This is a genomic window from Nocardia neocaledoniensis, from assembly GCF_003182135.1.
GTDB classification, from domain to species: Bacteria; Actinomycetota; Actinomycetes; order Mycobacteriales; family Mycobacteriaceae; genus Nocardia; species Nocardia neocaledoniensis.
In genome coordinates, this window is record NZ_QGTL01000014.1 from 131645 (window position 1) to 149168 (window position 17524).

Here is a 17524-nt window from a genome sequence, read left to right on the forward strand (position 1 = left end):
AGCACCATGAAATACGCCGTCACCCTGGGATCTGCCGCCATCGCGGCCTTCGCCTTCGCGATCGCGACGCCCACCGTGGCCACCGCGCAGGCCGCGGGCAACTGCCACCGGTCCTACACTCCCTGCCTGCCCATCGTCAGCGACGTCGACTGCGAGGGCGGCTCCGGCAACGGCCCCGTCTACACCGGCCGCGTGCAGGTGATCGGCCCGGACGAGTACGGTCTCGACCGCGACGGCAACGGGATCGGCTGCGAGTAGCACGAAAGAGGGGCGTGCGATTCCTCGCACGCCCCTCGCCGACCTCGGTCAGCGTTCGATGTCGTTCGGTCCGTTACCCGGCTTCCCCAGGTCGGGACCGCTTCCGGGCTCCCGTGGCGTACCGCCGCTCGGCGGCTGGTCGGGACTGCCGTAACCGGCACCACCGGTGCCCTGCCCCCCGGTTCCCGGCGCGCCCCAGCCCGGCTCACCGGTGCCGTAGCCCGGCTGGCCCGGCTGACCCGGATACCCCTGCTGACCCTGGTAACCGGACTGATCCGGGTAACCTTGCTGCCCCGGATAGCCCGGCTCACCGCCCTGCCCTGGATAGCCCTGCTGACCCGGGTAACCCTGCTGACCGGGGTAACCCTGCTGCCCCGGATACCCCGGCTGCTCGAACCCGCCCGCGGGCCCGCCGTACTGGGGATATCCCGGTTCCTGCGCACTCGCCGCCCCGGCGACCGGCCCGCCGGTCACCACCCGGTAGGCGTAGGTGGAGGCGATGATCGTCAGCGGCACCGACACCAGCAGGCCGAGGCCGCACAGCAGCGCGCCGACGATATTGATACCGAACAACGCCAGCGCCAGCAGCAGCAACGGTCCGGCATTGCCGGAAATCGCCGAGAAACTGGATTTGATGGCGGTGATCGCGTCCTGATCGCGATCGATCACGAATTGCATTGTCCACCAGGTGAAGAACGCGACGACAATGCCCGGCAGAATGCACAGGACGAAACCGATACCGGTCGCCAGACCGACCAGGATGCCCGCCAGGATCACCGCGCCGACATTCGTGAACGTGAAGAAGTCACCGAATCCCGGTTTGCGCCCGTCGGTTTCGTGCAGCGCTCCGCGGACGAAAGCCGCCGAGATCAGATAGCCGACCACGGCGCTCACGACGGTGCCGATGAACTGCCAGATCCCGAATCCGATGCTGATGCCGCCGTCGTAGTCGGTGTCGGTCGAGTTGCCGAGCCCGAACAGGAAGTTGATCGCCACCTGGATCAGGAAGGCGATCAGCATGATGGCGATCCACACCACCGCGTTGTTCTTGAATTTCTCCCACCCGTACCCGATGGCGTCGCCGACACCGAGTTTCGGGCCCGCCGGTGGATATCCGGGTTGCTGCTGTCCATACGTCATCCGAATCGCATCCCCTCACCTTGTGCGACGGCCGGAGCCGCCGATATATGAGTCTTCCGATCCGGCGCCACGGTCACGCCGATTCCCTGATCATTTCATATCGGCGCACCGGCTTTTCCCAGGACAGAGCAGAAAGCGGGCGGCCATCGGTGACGATGGCCGCCCGGTTCGGTGGGTCGGATTACTTGGCGTCGGCCCGCTTGGGCAGCTTCCACCCGGGGCGGGGGAAGTGGCAGGTGTAGCCGTCGGGGTAACGCAGCAGGTAGTCCTGGTGCTCGGGTTCGGCGTCCCAGAACGTGCTCGCCGGGGTCACCTCGGTGACGACCTTGCCCGGCCACAGGCCGGAGGCGTCGACATCGGCGATGGTGTCCAGCGCGATCTGGCGCTGCTCGTCGTCGAGGTAGAAGATCGCCGAGCGGTAGCTGGAGCCGATGTCGTTGCCCTGGCGATCCTTGGTGGTGGGGTCGTGGATCTGGAACAGGAATTCGAGCAGGGCTCGATAGTCGGTCCGCGCCGGGTCGTATTCGATCTCGACGGCCTCGGCGTGGCCGGGATGGTTCCGATAGGTGGGGTGGTCGTTGCTTCCGCCGGTGTAGCCGACCCGGGTGGAGAGCACTCCGGGCTGGCGGCGGATCAGGTCCTGCATGCCCCAGAAGCAACCACCGGCCAGAATCGCCTTGCGGGTATCGGTCACGCGTCCTCCTTCGTAGGGCTTCCACGGTCGCACAAAACGGCCACAACCGCCTCTGTGGAACTCCGGTGACGGGCGCGAAATTCCCGCCAGTAAGCTCGCCGCGCGAGCCATACCTCAGGAACATCCATGCGTGCCCCCGAAGTCACCCAGGAAAACGGAGGAAAGCGGCGAAATGCCAGGTAGCGGCGTTACCCGGAGCTTGATGATCGCAGTGGCCACGGCCGCGTTCACCGCGGCGGCGGTGGGTGCGGCGGCGGCCCATCCCGGCGGCGCGGACACCGTCGAACAGACCACCACCTGCGAAGCCGGACAATCGCGACACGACGACCTACACCTGGGTACCCCCGACGCCTCCGCGACCGGCCAGATCGACGCCGTCCTGATCGAGTCCGACTCCCGCGCCCCCATCGCGGGCGGCAAGGTCGTGCTCACCGGCAACGACGTCTGCGGCGACACCATCCACCGGCATCTGTCCACCGGCGCCGACGGCCAGGCCAGCTTCCGCGGTCTGCAGCCCGGCCGCTACCACCTGACCGCCTATCGCAGCGAGACGGCGACGCGCTCGATCTCCACGGCCGCTGTCGAGCTGACGGTTCCGGCGCGCAAAACCCTCCAGTTCACCGCGGCCACCAGCCGCGACTGATCGGTGCCGGGCCGGGTGCGCCACCTCCCGGCCCGAAACCCGTTGACACCCAGCGCCGTCGCAGTACGCGTGATAGAACTCACCCCAGAGTGAGAAGGGGTGGTTTCCGCATGGAGCCAACAACTGAACAGCGGGCAGCGCTGGGTTTGATCTGTGACACATTCCTGCCGGGCGACGAGCTCGGGCTACCCGCGGCGACGGAGTTGGGCGCGGTCGACACGATCTTCCGGATCCTGGGCCGCAATCCGCGCGAGGCCGACAAGAAGCAACTCGCGATGATGTTGGGACTGTGGGATTCCCGCGCCTTCGGTCTGCTCACCGGCAGCGGCTTCCGCCGGTTCTCCTCGCTGTCGCAGGAGCGGCGCGAGGCCGCGCTGCTGCGCCTCGGCGATTCCGGGCTCGCGCCGGCCAGGGCCGTGTTCCAGGCGCTCAAGCAGGCGTCGCTGCTGGCCTACAACGTCACCCCCGGCCCCACCGGCACGAATCCGCTGTGGGAGCGGATCGGCTATCCGGCCCCGACGGGACCGGTCGCGAACGCGCCCGCGCCGGGTCTCACCCCGCAGCGGTTCACCGAGACGACGACGCTGGACTGTGATGTCGTCGTGGTCGGCTCGGGCGCCGGCGGCGGTGTCGCGGCGGCGGTGCTGGCCGAGGCGGGTCTCGACGTGGTGGTGCTCGAGCGCGGGAACTACTACGACGACAAGGACTTCGGCAACGGTGAGCTCGACGCCCTCACCACCCTGTACGCCCCCGGTCCCCCGTCCTCGGCGGAGGGCCAGATCACGCTGGTGGCCGGTTCCTGCCTCGGCGGCGGCACGGTCGTCAACTGGAGCACGTCGCTGCCCACCCCCGAGGGTGTGCGCAAGGAATGGGCCGAGTCGGGGGTCCCCCAGTTCGCCGACGACGAGTTCGGCGACGCCCTCGACACCGTGCAGCGCCGCATCGGCGTCACCGCGAACAAGTCGCCGCTGTCCGCGCGCGACGGCATTCTCGAGCGTGGCGCGAAGGCGCTGGGCTGGGACGTCGACACACTGCCGCGCAATGTCGGCGACGCCTGCGACGCCGCGGTCGAATGCGGCCGGTGCGGGTACGGCTGTCGGCTCGGCGCCAAGCAGTCGGTGACCAAGACCTGGCTGCACGACGCCGCCGCCCACGGCGCCCGCCTGGTCGTCGACGCCGATGTCCGCACCATCACCGTGCGCGGCGGCACCGCCGAATCGGTGACCGCGCGCACCGGCGACGGGGTGGAGATCACCGTGCGCGCGCGGGCGGTGGTCGTGGCCGCGGGTGCGATCCAGACACCGGCGCTGCTGCTGCGCTCCGGCCTGCGCAACAAGAACATCGGCCGCTACCTGCGCCTGCATCCGGCGGCCGCGGTGTTCGGCGTGTTCGAGGAGGAGATCCGGCCGTGGGAGGGCGCCCTGCAGGGCCGGATCAGCAGGCACCACGCCGACCTCGACGGCAACGGCTACGGCGTCATCTACGAGACCGGCCCGATCCATCCCGGGCTCGCGACCGGCTTCATGAGCTGGCGGGGCGCGGCGGATCATCGCGCGGCCATGCTGGATTTCGCGCGCACCAACTCCATCGGCGTGATCACCCGCGACCGTGACCCGGGCACCGTCTCGGTCGACGGCAGCGGCGAAGCGGTGGTCAAGTACCGGCTCTCCGACTACGACGCGAACCACCTGCACACCGGCATCGTCGGCGCGGCCTCGGTGCTCGAAGCCGCGGGCGCGCAACGGATCTACTCCGGCCATCAGGCAGGCATCTCGTTCGAACCCGGCGTGCGCGGCTCCCTCGCGGAGTTCGACGCCGCCTGCAAGAAGGCCGGATACGGTCCCGGCCGGTGCTCGCTGGGCGCCCTGCACATCATGGGCTCGGCCCGGATGGGCGGCACCGCCGACCTGTCGGCGACCGACCCGGACGGCGCCACCTGGGAGGTGGACAACATCGTCGTCGCCGACGGGTCCAGCTTCCCGACCGCCCCGGGCGTGAACCCGATGGTGACCATCGAGGCGATCGGCTACATGAACGCCAAGCGGCTGGCCGCAAGGTTGTTGTGACCGCACCGGACGACGGCGGTGAACACTCAGATCTCGGACTTCGACCAGGTCAATTCGTTGATACGGGTGAAGTCCGAGCCGATCCAGTCCAGCATCAGTTCGACGATATCGTCCGGATTGTCCAGCTCGGTCTCGTAGTGCTCGTCGGTCGAACCGTGTTGAATCTCCAGCGCATAGTAGTCCGCGGCGATCCGATAGGTCTGGATGTAGGTCATGCCGTCGCCGGGTCGGCTGAGAATGAGGAACGGGGTTTCCGCGAGAGCGGCCAGGTTCGGTACCCACATGCGGATTTCTTGCCGGGTAGCGGAATTCAGTGCGAATTCGTCGCCGATGTTGACCTCGACATTCAGCCGGACCGTCTCGGCGACGAGCGGCGACTGGCTGAAAGCGTCGAAGATGCTGTAGCCCATGCCGTCCGCCACCGTGGCCATCATGTCGCAGGCCGCACGGGCAGTCGACACGTCCGGTGCCACCGCACGGATCGCCTGGCCTGCGCTGTAGATCCAGAGCGCGAGGTCAGGTCTGCCCCGCTCGTTGACTACGCTGTTCCACCCTTCGAGGCCGGCGAGGATCACCTCCGCGTGGCTGTCGAGCGGCTGGCCCCGCTGGGACACGAGAAACTCGAACGCTTCGGCGCCGGAGCCGGCCACCGAGGCGGGTACCAGTAGGAATGTGCAGCTCGCGGCGTGGGGAAGTTGAATGGCAGCGGCAGTGTCGGCGCGCCACGCGATGCGCTTGATGTCGGCCGCGGGTCCGGTCCACTGCGGGTTCCGGGCCAGCGCCAGTTGCGCTGCGCTGTTCGTGCCCCGCGACTTGGGCGTCGGGTGGTTGCCTGCCCGAAGACGTCGACGGAGCAATGTGTAGACCGTGTTCAACGTGAGGAATTCGTCCGCGGACGGGTAGCCCGACTCCAGAACCTCCAGCAGTGCACCGGTCAGCGCCGTGTACCCGTTCGGCCCGACCTCAGCGGCGAACTTGGATATCGCATCGGTTGCGGTGAGGACGAAGGCTCCGGAGATCTCCGTCAGATCCGCGAACACATCCCGATCGTTTCCGGCCAGGTACTGCGCGCCGTAGGCCTTGCCGCTGTGGCAGCAATCCAAGACCACGACCTTGATGGCCGCGTGGGACGCCTCGATATCGGCGCGCAAGTCGCGATATCGGACCGATGTGTATCCAGGAGCGTCGGACTCCGAACGGATGTGCGTCAGCCCCAGATCATCGTGCACCGCGACACCATGTCCGGCGTAGTAGAAGAGGAGAACATCCTCAGCCTCGGAGATCGCCGACCTCAACGCGTTCCGAAAGTCTCGGGCATCGACCGGGTCGACAACGACTGTGACATCGGCTATCCCAGCCCGGGAGCGGAGTGCCGCGGCCAGTCCTTCGAGATTCCGCGTCACCGACGGCAGCGGCGTGAACCCCGAATCCACCGGATACGTGGCGGTGCCGATGAGGACAGCACGCGACAGCTCAGCGTCCGGCAGCCTCATCGTCACGTCCTTCGCATGCCGCGGTCAGCGCTTCGACGACGGTGGCCGCGGCGGTCGGGCGCACGCCGTCGAACTCGATTTCGCGAGCACCGTCCGCACGGAACACCACTTTCAGCTTCGATCGCCGCGTCGCGAGCCACGCGGTCACGATCGCCGCGACCGCGGGATAGAACTCCGGGCGTTCCAAGACCAGCCGGACGACCTCCGCGGCCCCCATGTTGCCGGCCACCGGACGGTCGGGCACAAAGGACTTTCGCACGAGCCGCAAGTCTTCGCTGCCGAGAATCGCCGACCACAGGTCACGCAGCTCGGCCACGTCGTCAGTGGACTCGACGATCGAAATCTGCAGCTCTGCCACGACTCCCCCTCGACCTGACCTCGAAACCCAAGTGTAGCGAACACCGAGCTCACCGGTGACCAGCTGGCACAGGGACTCTCGGGAACGGCAGTCTCTGACAGCGCTGAAAAGCCAGGCGGCCACACTTGCCTAAGAGTCGACGCGGCGGATGCCTGCGAGGACAGCCCGCAAGACCTCCACATCCGCCTGTCCCGTCGTGTGCTGCTGCGGTGCGCGGGCGACCAGCCTGCCCTCGTCGAGCAGATCGCCGATGAGCACCTTCGCCAGGTTCAGCGGCAGGCCCAGGTGTGCCGACACCTCGGCCACCGCCATCGGCGTCCGGCACAGCTCGACGATGGCCGCGTACTCCGGGTCGGTGCGCCGCAGTCGCGTGCCCGCCCCGGCGTCGACCAGCAACGTGGTGAGGTCCAGTTCGGGCCGCTGGGTCCGGCCGCGCCCGCGGGTCACCGCGTAGAGGCGCACGATCGGACCCGCGTCCTCCTCGTACCAGTGTTCGCGCTCGTCGGTCATGCGCGCGGGAGGACGGCCGGGAACTGCCCGGAGATCGGTGAGGACTGGTCGGCGGCCTCGGCCAGCGCGGACGGGATCAGCACCACCGCGCGGATGCCGCCGTAGACCGATTCCGACAGCCGGACCGAGATGTTGTGCCTGCTCGCCAGTTTCGCGACGACGAACAGGCCGAGCCGGGAATTCCCCTGCAGCGTGGCCACACTGAACTCGGGTGGGTCGGCCAGCATCGCGTTGCGTTCGGCGAGCTCGCCTTCGGCCATGCCGAGGCCCTGGTCGGTGACCTCCACCGCGATGCCGCGCCCGACCACGACGCCGGAGACGAGGACCTGTGCTTCCGGGGGCGAGAACGCCGTAGCGTTGTCCATCAGCTCGGCGAGCAGGTGGATCACGTCGGCGACGGCGTGGCTGGCGATGCGGACCTCGGGCAGTTCCTTGGTCTGGATCCTGGTGTAGTCCATGCTCTCCGCGACCGCGCCGCGCACCAGGTCGATCAGCGCGACCGGGTTGCGCCAGCGCCTGCCCGGCTGTTCGCCGCCCAGGATGATGAGGTTCTCGGCGTTGCGGCGGGTGCGGGTGGCGAGGTGGTCGAGCTGGAACAGCAATTCGAGCTGGTCGGCGTTGGCCTCGTCGCGTTCGGCCCGGTCGAGCAGGGCCAGCTGACGGTGCACGACCACCTGGCTGCGATGGGCGATGTTGAGGAACACCGTGTTGATGCCGGCCCTGGTCCGCGCCTCGGCGACCGCCGCCGACACCGCGGCCAGGTGCGCGCGGTTGAACGCGGCCGCGACCTGGCCCAGTTCGTCGGAGCCGAAGTCCAGCCGGGAGGTCTCCGCCTTGGGATCGACCGTCTCCCCGGCCGCGAGCCGCTTCATCAGCTCCGGCATCCGCTCATCGGCGAGTTCGAGGGTGTCGTGGCGCAGCCGCTGCATGCGGGCGATGAACCGATTGGCCAGCACGAGCGCGACCAGGAAGGCACCCACCGCGAGCAGCGCGACCAGCGCACCGCCGAGCAGCGCGTTGCGAGTGTCGGTGCGGCCCTGCGCCCGCGCGATGACATGGGCGTCGCCGCTCTGGTCCTGCCACAGTCGCTGCAGCGCGAGGTTGACGTGGCGTGAGGCGTCCTGCCAGCCGGCCAGACTCAGCGGGAGCTCGTCGTCGCGGCGGGTGTCGCCGACCGCGCCGCGCGCCAGCAGCGCGTCCTGCATGGCCGTCACCTGCTGCCAGTCCGGGCCCGCGGTGACGGCGCCGAGCTGGGCGAGCCGCGCGCCCTTCAACACGGTGCCCGAGTAGGTCACCTGGCTGCGGAACTCCCCGACCCGGCGACCGAAGTCGAGCAGTTCGGCGGTCGACATGCGGCCGTTGGTGAGTGCCACCGAGCCCAGGGTGTCGGCCTGCGACAGCGCCTCGGCCGCCCGCAGCGGCTCGACGCCGTGGCCGAGTTCGATGCCGATCTTCGCGTCCGGCGCCACCCGCGCCGCCAGCACCGAGGCGGCGATGATCGTGCCGATCACCTGGGAGTAGAAGGTGAACACGTCGGCGGACGGGATCTGCCGGGTGTCCACGCCGCCGCGCACGGTCGGCACCATCGCGAACAGTTTGTTGTAGCCCTCGATGTCCTCGCGGGAGCCGTCGGGATTGAGCTCGCGGGCGGCGTCGCCCTTGGCCATCACGGCCGCCAGCGCCTCGTCGGAGCGCTGCCGCGCGGTGACCAGGGCGGCCGCGGCGGGCGGATCTCCGGCCAGGCGCAGCAGCGAGAGCCTGCGTTCCTCCTGGAAGGCCGACACCATGAGAATGGCCGGGGCGGTGGTACTACTGGCCAGGTCGGCCCAATCGGTGGACTCCTGCGCCGAATTCACCAGGTATACCCCCGTGCCACCCCCGGTGGCCAGCAGAATCACGCTGGAGATCACCACGATCGACAGCAGGCGGATCCGCACGCTGACCCTGCCACGAACACCGTGCGCGCTACGCCAGACCTTCACACCGAATCTTTCCGCTCCCGGAGCCGCCCCAGCGCTCCGCCGCGTGCCCGCCCCGGGCGAAACCGACGATTCGGCACGCTTGTCTTTCGCGGAGAGAGTAGCCGACCCGTCGCGGCCGCGCGCGCTTTGCGCGAGACCGAAAAGGCCGACCCGTCAAGCAAACTCGCAGCGTACCGGGATGCCCCTGCGGGCGGGCCGCCGCTAGCCGGGTGCGCCGACCCGATGGTTCGCCAGATGGCTCAGCACCGCCTGATTCGCCTCCCATCCGTCCGGGAACTTCACCGGCACGCCGAGGTGCACGGGTTCAGCGGAGGGATGCGCGTCGAGGAGTTCGGGAATGCCGGCGCGGCCGACGAGGATGCACGCGTGCCGGTGGCGGGAGGCGAGCACGCACAGCCGCCCCGCCTCCAGATGGAACGCGCTCGCGTCGCGCCGGCCGGAGAGCGGGTGCAGGACGAGGGTGACGTCGTATTCGCGGCCCTGCAGCCGATTGGCGGTGTCGACGGTGATCGCTTCGGCGGCGGTGCCACGCAACGCCGTCCGGACCGCGTCGGCCTGGTCCCGATGCGCGGTCCCGATCGCGACCCGCTCGGCCGTGACCGCGTGACTCCCCGACTCCGAGTGCGCGGTGGCGCCCCGTTCGAGCAGCCTGGCGGCGATCGTCGCGAGCGCGGCGACCGCCTCGCGGTCGGTACGCAAAGTGTGCCGGGCGGGCAATTCGTACCAGCCCCAGCCGGTTTCGGCCGCCTGCTCGAGCACCGCGTCGACCGGTCCGCCCATGCCGCGGGTCCCGAAATCCAGGCGCCGGTCACCGAAGCCGGTGCCGGATTCGAACCCGGTGAAGGGGTAGAAGGCCCTCGAGACCACCGGGGCCGCCGTCGCGGGCAGCCGCCAGGAGACCGGCAGTCGATGGATCGGGATGTTGCCGTTGTTGGCCAGCATCACGGTGACCGCACTCATGGTGGGGTCCCAGGTGAGCCCGGCCCAGCGCGCGGTCTCGACGGTGGCGAACGGATCGAGCTGACCGGGATCACCGACGAACAGGCCGCGATCGAAACGATTCGCGATGCGCAACAGCATGTCCGAGCGCATCTGATAGGCCTCGTCGATGATCGCGTGCGACCAGCTGCCCTCGGTGACGGTGGCCCACTTGGCCGCGGTCCCGATGACGATCGTGCGGTCGGCGAGATCGCCGGGCTTGGTCGCGACGCGCACGTTCGCGTGCCGGTCGACGCGTTCGCTGGTCACGTACATCGAGCTGGAGAGCCGTCCGATGCGCAGGCCGGGGTCGGCGCCGGCGAGACGGTCGATGAGGTCGTCGACCTGCTCGTTGGTCTGGGCGACGATCATCCGCTGGTCACCGTCCTCGGCGAGCTGCCTGGCCGCGCGCACCACCAGCGTCGACTTGCCCGCGCCCGGTGGGGAATCCACGACGAGCGCGCGATGGCTCTCGTCGCGCAGATCACTGAGAATGCCTGCGACGGCCTCGTCCGCGGCGCTCACTCCAGCTCCTCGCCCTCGTCGTCGGTGGGTGGCGTCCACTCCGGTGGCGGACCGCCGTGCGTCCACGGGGTGTCCTCGCGCGCGGGCAGATTCAGCTGACCGTTGAACGGTGACGGCTTGAACCGGGCGAAGCCGAGCACCTCCTCGGCGGCGGGCACCGAGCCCGGCTCGGCGACGAGCTTGCGGCCCATCCCGCCGGAGAGTTCGAGAACCAGGGTGTCGCCCTCGATCTCGACGACGACCCCGCTCTGCTTGGGCCGTTCCACGCAGGTCAGCTCCTCGCCGAGGGTGGCGGTGAACGGGTCGCTGGTCCGGATGTGGATGTGCGGCCGCAGTTTCGGGCGCGCCCCGGACCGGTCGATCCGGTCCGGTTCGCTGTGGATCACCGTCCCGCGGAACGCGGCGCCGGTGACGCGGTGCTCGAGCATGAGCAGCGGATCGTCGAACGCGCACTGGGCCTGCAGCGCCTCGAGCGCGCGCTCGCGTTCCAGCAGCTTGCGGACCGCGCGCACGGCCGGATCGCGCCGCGCCTGCGGCACCCCCTCGGCCACCTCGGCCGCGAAGTAGGAGAACGCGCCGCGATCGTCGGTCCACCGGTTCTCGACACTGGCGCCCTCGGGCAGCGCGCGCAGCAGCTCCAGCGCCCGCCACATGAGCCGCCAGGTGGGTTCGAGCTGTCCGCGCAGCGAGCGCTCCAGCCGTTCGGCGGCCACCGATCTCGCGTTCTCGTCGGCGGCGGTGTTGTAGGCGGTGATCAGCGGCGCGAGTTCCTCGTTGTCGAAGCCGGGATCGGTGGCCGGGCCCGCGGGCGGGGTCTGCAGCGGGTCCTCGGCGATCGCGGCGGCTTCGGCGCCGGTGTACCCGCGCGGCGGGTCGATCCAGCCGAGCAGGGCCGCGAGATTGCCGTCCTCCAAGGCGGATTGGCCCGAGGCCCAGTGCTGGGCCAGGACCGTGGTCATCGCGGGCAGCACCGCGGAGCCGGGGTGTTCGGCGCGGTCACCGAACCAGGTGAGCCAGCGGCCGAGCAGCGGGATCGACTCGGGCACCGCGTTGTCGCCCTCGGTGCGATGGAAGCGCACCGAACGGCCCAGCAGTTTCAGGAAGTTCACGCCGCCGGGGTTCGGCGTCCACAGCTGCGGCGCGTCCAGGCAGCGGGTGTAGGTCTCCCCGGACTTGCTGGTGAGCTCCTCGGCCTCGGCCAGGAACGACGCCACGTAGGGCAGCAGCACGTCGGCGAGCTGTTCGACGAAACGCAGCCGCAGCACCCGGTCGCGCGGCTGCGGCACGACCAGCACGTTCTGGTCGCCCGCCGTCGTGCCGATCATGATCGCCAGCGGTGCCGCCGCCTCGCCCGCCAGCCGCAACGGCACCGCGACCAGCGGCCGGTCCGCGAGGTGGACGTGCCGCACCGCCGCGGTGGGCTGCGCGCGACCGGACCGGACGGCCTCGGCCTTGGCGAGGGCGGACAGCACACTCATCCGGCGATCTCCAGCCGCAGGCGATGCGCGGTGCGCAGGATCGCGGTGATGTCGGCGTGCTCCGGCCCCGGTTCCAGGGTGCCGTCGGCGAGGCCGAGGACGGTGTCGATGTTGTCGATGCCGCCGAACTCGTCGCACACTCCGCGGCCGAGCGCGTCGACCGACCCGCAGGTACGCGCCTCGTCGCGGCAGGCGAAGGCGAGTTCACAGCTCGACATGCACTCCGGGGCGTACCTGGCCGGGATGGCGGCGATGGTCTTCTCCAGATCCTCGCCGGGCGCGAACGTCGCCTCGGGCGGGAGTATCTCGAGCAGGTCCGGGATGGCGGTGAGCCTGGTCAGCTGCCGGGAGACGACCGCGAGCTGCTTGCGCAGGTCGACCAGTTCGGCGGTCGGCCGGTTGGTGAAGTCCTTGGCGCACACCAGGATCGTGTTGTGCGAGACCAGCTCCGGTGACTGCCCGATCTCGGTCATCAGTTCGCGCAGCGCGATCACGTACACCGCGGACTGCCGCGCGGCGGCGGCGACCTGCGCGGGATCGGCCTGCCCGTCGATCACCGGGAACGCCTTGATCTCGACGACGTGGAACTTGCCGTCGAGCTGCACCGCGACCACGTCCGGCTCCAGGTACGCGGTGGCCCCCGCGATGTCGAGGCGCAGCATGGGATGGTCGAACAGGGTGCCGTCGCCGGCGGCGATGCTGCTCGCGAGCAGTTGCTTGGTGCGCTGGTAGCGGACGGCGTTGCCGGTGTTCTCGCCCACCGAATTCAGGTCGTGATAGGCGACTTCGGGCAGCGTGAGGCCGAGCGTGTCGCGCAGCAGGGCCAGCAGTTCGGCACAGCCGTTGGCCTTCACCATCGATTCGAAGGCGTTGCCGCGGGTGATCGCGAACTGCGACTGACCGAATTGCGGTGGGAACCCGAGCGATTGGGCGATCACGGTCTTGTCCACCGCGACCGCGTCGAGCAGGGCGCGGCGCGCGCACCCCGGATTCGCGGTCAGCGCGGCGATCGTGCGGGCATTGTGCCTGGTCGCCGGCGCGGCGCCGCGCAACTGGTCCAGCTGTGCCGCGATCGTGCTCATGGGGCGTTCGCTCCGCTCGCTCATGTCACCTCGATTCGTCGCCGGTCGGCCACCCCCAGCCGAACACCGAATAGTTGCGCGGCCGGGTCGGCCAGTTGGCCGGCCGCCCGGCGCGCGGCCGCACGCCGGGCGCGCGCGTCCTCGTCCTCGTGGACCGCCAGCTCGGCGCGGGCGGCCTCGATCACCTTCGCCGGATCGAGCGCGTCCGGACCACCCGACACGCCGGGAATCGAGGTGGCCAGTCGCCACAGCAGCCTGGCGCCCGCCTCGCCCGGATGGACCGAAAGATGTTCGGCCAGGCGGATCGCCGAGGTCAACAGGCCGACGCGCGGGCTCAGCGGCCCGACCATCCGGCGTTCCAGCGGCCACGAACTCACCGCCATCACCCCGCGCGCGGGAGACAGCAGATCGGTGGTGAGCGCGGCGCACAGGTAGTACGGGCGGGCGTAGGGCGCGGAGCGGAAGGATCGTTCCTCGTCGCGGCGCAGGCTGGTGAGCCGGGCGGGCTGGAGTTCGCCGGAGAAGAAGGCATCGTGGGTGGCCAGTACCAGTTTCGGCGCGGACGGCACCGACAGCAGGGTGAGCGCCCGGTGCACGTGCTCGCGGACAGGTACGGCGGGGGCGTCGGTGTGCTCGGGGGCGTCGGGCTCGGCGGCGGAGCCGAGTACCACGGCGTCCCAGGCGGATTCGGCCTGGCGCAGGCGGGTGCGCAACTGCCGGGCCGTGGCCCGGTCACCGGACGCCGCGGCGCGGCGCACCTCGGCCCGGAGCGCGGCGATGCGCGTCTCCAGCTCCTCGGCCGACTCCGTCACGAGCGTGAGCGTATTCAGAGGTTCCAGTATTGTCCAGTGATTGCCAGTATTCGCGGCGAGATTGCCGCGTGCCGCGCCGGTTTCGTTCGATGCCGGTGACGCGCCGACCGGGCGGGTTGCCGGTTCAGCCGCGGAACCACATGGGCAGCAGCGTCGGTCCGTCCTCGGGCAGCACGATCGGTTCGCCCGCCCGCGCGAACCCCTGCCGGGCGTAGAGCCGCGACGAGCGTTCCGTACTGGCCTCCAGGAACGCCGACTCCCCCGCCGCCGCGAATCCCGCGAGCCGCTCGGCCAGGATCGCCCCGCCCGCGCCCTTCCCGCGATGCTCGGGCACCGTCACGATGACGTGCAGGTAGTGGTGCGGGAATTCGCGCGGGTGCGCGTCGGCGACTGCCGTCGAGACCGCCGCCATCCGCCGCGCCGAGACATTGTCCGGCACCGTCGCGGCCATCGCCCGCACCTGCGCGGCCTCGGTGACGAACCGGTCGGCGGAGGTGGCGTGCTGCCACAGCGACACCGCCCAGATCTCGTCCTCGGTGCCCGCCACCCACACCTCGTCCTCGGCCATCGAGTTCGCGACGAACTGCGGGACGTGGACGGTCCGGTACGCCTCCTCGACGGCCGGGTCGCCCGCCTTGATCCAGGTCGCCACCACCTCGTCGGCGCTGCCGACCACGAAGGCCTCGGTCACCGCGGCGAGTTCCTCGGGCCCGGCCCGCCAGACGTGCGGATTCATCACTCTCTCCTCTGCGTGAACAGCGTTCGTGCCAGCCAATCTAGGAGTGACACAGCACCATGGCGACAATTTCGTCACACTGGTTCGTGTGCGGAAAACGACGTCGTGCGCGCACTGTGGACGCGAGGTGATCCAGGCCGAGCGCGGCCGGGCGCGCCGCTACTGCTCACGCTCGTGTCAGGGGCGCGCCTATCGCGCGCGCCGGGACCGGCGCCCACCGATGCGGCGCGCTCGCCCCGCCCGGCTCACCACCGTCCACATCGCGGCCACCGCCGTCGACGTCGCCGACCGCGACGGACTCGACGGCCTCACCATGCGCCGCCTCGCCCGCGAGCTGGGCGTCGCGACCGCCGCGCTCTACCGCTACTTCCCCGACCGCGAGGCCCTGCTGGCCGCGATGACCGAGCTGGCCCTCGACGAGACACCCGCGCCACCGCCGGCCACCGACTGGCGGGCGACCCTGGCCGCCGAGGCGGAGGCCGAGTGGCGGCTCTACCGCCGTCATCCGTGGGTGCTCCCCGTGCTCGCCCGCACCCGGCCGCCGCTGGGCCCGACGCTGTTCGACTCACTGGAACGGGCCTTCGCGGCGCTCGACGATCTCGACCTGAGCACCACCGAGATGCTCACCGTCTACCTCGCCTACTCCGGCATGGTGCAGGGCCTGGCGCTGATGTGGACCAGCGACCGCGGCGACCACCTCGGACCGGGCAGCGGCGAGACGCTGCCCGCCGAACTGGCCGAACTCCTCGACCCACGCGTGCGCCCGGCCCTGCACCGGGTGTTCGCCGGCACACCGCACCTCGCCGAGCTCTCGTTCGACGAACTGCTCACCGCCGGTATCGGACTGCTGCTCGACGGCGTCGCGGTGCGGCACCCGGGCGCCACCGAATAACCTGGGGCAATGACCGCTGTTGCAGATCGTTCACTCGGACCGGAACTGGCACGTATCGAAACCATCAGCCCGGACACCGACGTGCTGGTGATCGGGTTGACCTCCTCGGAGAACGGCCCGGCCATCGTCCCCGCCGACCTGTTCGGCGACGTGCTCACCCCCGAGGTCCGCGCGGAACTGCTCGACGCCCTCGGCGCGGTCGGCGCGAAGGGCAAGCCCGAGGAACTCACCAGGGTGCCCGCGCCCGCCGCGCTCGCCGACGTCACCAGCGTGCTCGCGGTCGGTCTCGGCGCGGCGGAGAAGCTCGACGCCGAGCAGGTGCGCCGCAGCGCCGGTGTCGCCGGGCGTGCGCTCAGCGGCACCGAACTGGTGGCGACCACCCTGTCGGGCATCGACCTGTCGGCCGCGGCCGAGGGCTTCTACCTCGGCGCCTACACCTTCACCACTTTCAAGTCGGCCAAGAGCGCGCCGAAGCCGGACGAGCAGCCGGTCGTGCGCGTCGAACTGCTGGTTCCCGAGCCGGAGTTCGGCGTGCTGGAACTGCTCCGCGCCCAGCTCGTGGCCGAAGCCGTCGCCACCGCGCGCGATTTCGTCAACACCCCGCCGAGCGCGCTGTACCCGGCCGAATTCGCCGACCGCGCCCGCCTGCTCGCCGAGGCCGCCGGGCTCGAGGTCGAGGTGCTCGACGAGAACGCGCTCGCCGCGGGCGGTTACGGCGGCATCATCGGCGTCGGCCAGGGCTCGGCCCGGCCGCCGCGGCTGGTGCGCATCACCTACGCGGGCGGGCCGAAGAAGATCGCGCTCGTCGGCAAGGGCATCACCTTCGACACCGGCGGCATCTCGATCAAGCCGGCGGCCAACATGGAGAACATGACCTCCGACATGGCCGGGGCCGCGGCGGTCATCGCGACCACCCTGCTGGCCGCGCGACTCGGGCTGCCGGTCACCGTCACCGCGACCGTCCCGATGGCCGAGAACATGCCCTCGGCTACCGCGCAGCGTCCCGGCGATGTGCTCACCCAGTACGGCGGCACCACCGTCGAGGTGCTCAACACCGACGCCGAGGGCCGCCTCATCCTGGCCGACGCGATCGTGCGCGCCGCCGAGGACGAGCCCGACTACCTGATCGACGTCGCCACCCTCACCGGCGCGCAGATGGTCGCCCTCGGCACCCGCACCCCGGGCGTGATGGGCACCGACGAATTCCGCGACAGGGTCGCCGCGATCTCGCGCGCCGTCGGCGAGAACGGCTGGGCGATGCCGCTGCCCGCCGAGCTGCGCACCGACCTCAACTCCAAGGTGGCCGATCTGGCCAATGTCGCCGCGCACCGCTGGGGCGGCATGCTCTCGGCGGCGCTGTTCCTCAAGGAGTTCGTGCCCGAGGGCGTGCAGTGGGCGCACCTGGACGTGGCCGGTCCGGCCTACAACACCGGCGGCCCGTTCGGCTACATCGGCAAGGGCGGCACGGGTGTTCCGGTGCGCACCCTGATCACCGTGATCGAGGAGATCGGGGCGGAGTAGCTCAGCCCTCCTGCTCGCGGGCCCGCCGCTGCTCGACGCGGCGGCGGGCATCGTAGTCGCGCATCCGCTGCGGATAGCCGGTCTTGTTCACGTCGTACACCGGAATCTTCAGCGCACCGGCGAGTCGCCGCGCGCCACGCTCACCGACGATCCGGCGGGTCCATTCGCCGTCCACGGCGACCAGAACCGCTGTGACATCAGTCACAGTCGTCTTGGGTTCGATGAAGGCTTCGACGCCGCGCCGCGAGCGCGCCCACTCGGCGAGCGCGGCGATCTCCGACGCCTCACCGCGCGCGACTGTCCTGCTCCGGCCGCGCCCACCGCGGAAACGATCCAGCAAACCCACCGGTAACAAC

At 70.3% G+C, this 17524-nt stretch carries 17 protein-coding genes; 5 read left to right on the forward strand and 12 right to left on the reverse strand.

Annotated elements, in window-relative coordinates:
* The first annotated feature begins 6 nt into the window (after window positions 1-6).
* Window positions 7-258 (forward strand): hypothetical protein, encoded by a 252-nt coding sequence (locus DFR69_RS28970; RefSeq protein ID WP_110040828.1) that lies wholly within the window; start codon window positions 7-9, stop codon window positions 256-258.
* Window positions 259-306: 48 nt separating this feature from the next.
* Here DFR69_RS28970 and DFR69_RS35430 read toward each other — a convergent pair whose 3' ends face one another.
* Window positions 307-1398, reverse strand: coding sequence for a DUF2189 domain-containing protein (locus tag DFR69_RS35430; RefSeq protein ID WP_244198509.1), 1092 nt, complete (start codon window positions 1396-1398; stop codon window positions 307-309).
* A 181-nt stretch (window positions 1399-1579) separates the two neighbouring features.
* Window positions 1580-2044, reverse strand: a complete 465-nt coding sequence (gene msrA, locus DFR69_RS28980) for a peptide-methionine (S)-S-oxide reductase MsrA (RefSeq protein ID WP_373867111.1) — start codon at window positions 2042-2044, stop codon at window positions 1580-1582.
* A 250-nt stretch (window positions 2045-2294) separates the two neighbouring features.
* Here msrA and DFR69_RS28985 point away from each other — a divergent pair, with 250 nt between their 5' ends.
* Together DFR69_RS28985 and DFR69_RS28990 are read left to right on the forward strand one after the other, a co-directional pair.
* The gene (locus tag DFR69_RS28985; protein WP_167456446.1) at window positions 2295-2735 is read left to right on the forward strand and encodes a carboxypeptidase-like regulatory domain-containing protein; all 441 of its coding nucleotides are present in this window, start codon (window positions 2295-2297) and stop codon (window positions 2733-2735) included.
* Window positions 2736-2845: 110 nt separating this feature from the next.
* Window positions 2846-4801 (forward strand): GMC family oxidoreductase N-terminal domain-containing protein, encoded by a 1956-nt coding sequence (locus DFR69_RS28990; protein ID WP_110040831.1) that lies wholly within the window; start codon window positions 2846-2848, stop codon window positions 4799-4801.
* A gap of 26 nt (window positions 4802-4827) precedes the next feature.
* Here the strand turns inward: DFR69_RS28990 and DFR69_RS28995 are convergent, their stop codons facing one another.
* From DFR69_RS28995 to DFR69_RS29035, 9 genes are all read right to left on the reverse strand, one after another.
* Window positions 4828-6294: a caspase family protein gene (locus DFR69_RS28995; RefSeq protein ID WP_110040832.1), complete on the reverse strand. Its 1467-nt coding sequence runs from the start codon at window positions 6292-6294 to the stop codon at window positions 4828-4830.
* Window positions 6275-6652 (reverse strand): effector-associated constant component EACC1, encoded by a 378-nt coding sequence (locus DFR69_RS29000; protein ID WP_110040833.1) that lies wholly within the window; start codon window positions 6650-6652, stop codon window positions 6275-6277. Before DFR69_RS29000 ends, DFR69_RS28995 begins: the two co-directional genes overlap by 20 nt.
* 129 nt (window positions 6653-6781) lie before the next feature.
* A complete protein-coding gene (locus DFR69_RS29005; RefSeq protein WP_110040834.1) occupies window positions 6782-7162 on the reverse strand; it encodes a DUF742 domain-containing protein in 381 nt (126 codons plus the stop codon).
* Complete coding sequence (locus DFR69_RS29010; RefSeq protein ID WP_110040835.1) at window positions 7159-9144, reverse strand: sensor histidine kinase; 1986 nt, start codon at window positions 9142-9144, stop codon at window positions 7159-7161. The genes DFR69_RS29005 and DFR69_RS29010 overlap by 4 nt, the downstream gene beginning before the upstream one ends.
* A 201-nt stretch (window positions 9145-9345) precedes the next feature.
* Window positions 9346-10647, reverse strand: coding sequence for an AAA domain-containing protein (locus tag DFR69_RS29015; RefSeq protein ID WP_110040836.1), 1302 nt, complete (start codon window positions 10645-10647; stop codon window positions 9346-9348).
* Complete coding sequence (locus tag DFR69_RS29020) at window positions 10644-12125, reverse strand: hypothetical protein (protein WP_110040837.1); 1482 nt, start codon at window positions 12123-12125, stop codon at window positions 10644-10646. The genes DFR69_RS29015 and DFR69_RS29020 overlap by 4 nt, the downstream gene beginning before the upstream one ends.
* A complete protein-coding gene (locus tag DFR69_RS29025) occupies window positions 12122-13231 on the reverse strand; it encodes a hypothetical protein (RefSeq protein WP_244198510.1) in 1110 nt (369 codons plus the stop codon). Before DFR69_RS29025 ends, DFR69_RS29020 begins: the two co-directional genes overlap by 4 nt.
* Window positions 13228-14019: an SNF7 family protein gene (locus DFR69_RS29030; protein WP_167456447.1), complete on the reverse strand. Its 792-nt coding sequence runs from the start codon at window positions 14017-14019 to the stop codon at window positions 13228-13230. The genes DFR69_RS29025 and DFR69_RS29030 overlap by 4 nt, the downstream gene beginning before the upstream one ends.
* 124 nt (window positions 14020-14143) lie before the next feature.
* Window positions 14144-14755 carry a GNAT family N-acetyltransferase gene (locus DFR69_RS29035; RefSeq protein ID WP_110040840.1) on the reverse strand — a complete coding sequence of 204 codons (612 nt, stop codon included), beginning with the start codon at window positions 14753-14755 and terminating at the stop codon, window positions 14144-14146.
* An 88-nt stretch (window positions 14756-14843) separates the two neighbouring features.
* Between DFR69_RS29035 and DFR69_RS29040 the strand changes: the two genes are divergently transcribed.
* Both DFR69_RS29040 and DFR69_RS29045 read left to right on the forward strand, forming a co-directional pair.
* Window positions 14844-15647, forward strand: a complete 804-nt coding sequence (locus DFR69_RS29040; RefSeq protein WP_244198511.1) for a TetR family transcriptional regulator — start codon at window positions 14844-14846, stop codon at window positions 15645-15647.
* 9 nt (window positions 15648-15656) lie between these two features.
* On the forward strand, window positions 15657-17168 hold the full coding sequence (locus tag DFR69_RS29045) for a leucyl aminopeptidase (RefSeq protein ID WP_110040842.1): 1512 nt from the start codon (window positions 15657-15659) through the stop codon (window positions 17166-17168).
* A 1-nt stretch (window position 17169) separates the two neighbouring features.
* Here the strand turns inward: DFR69_RS29045 and DFR69_RS29050 are convergent, their stop codons facing one another.
* On the reverse strand, window positions 17170-17514 hold the full coding sequence (locus DFR69_RS29050; RefSeq protein ID WP_110040843.1) for an oxidoreductase: 345 nt from the start codon (window positions 17512-17514) through the stop codon (window positions 17170-17172).
* Window positions 17515-17524 lie beyond the last annotated feature (10 nt).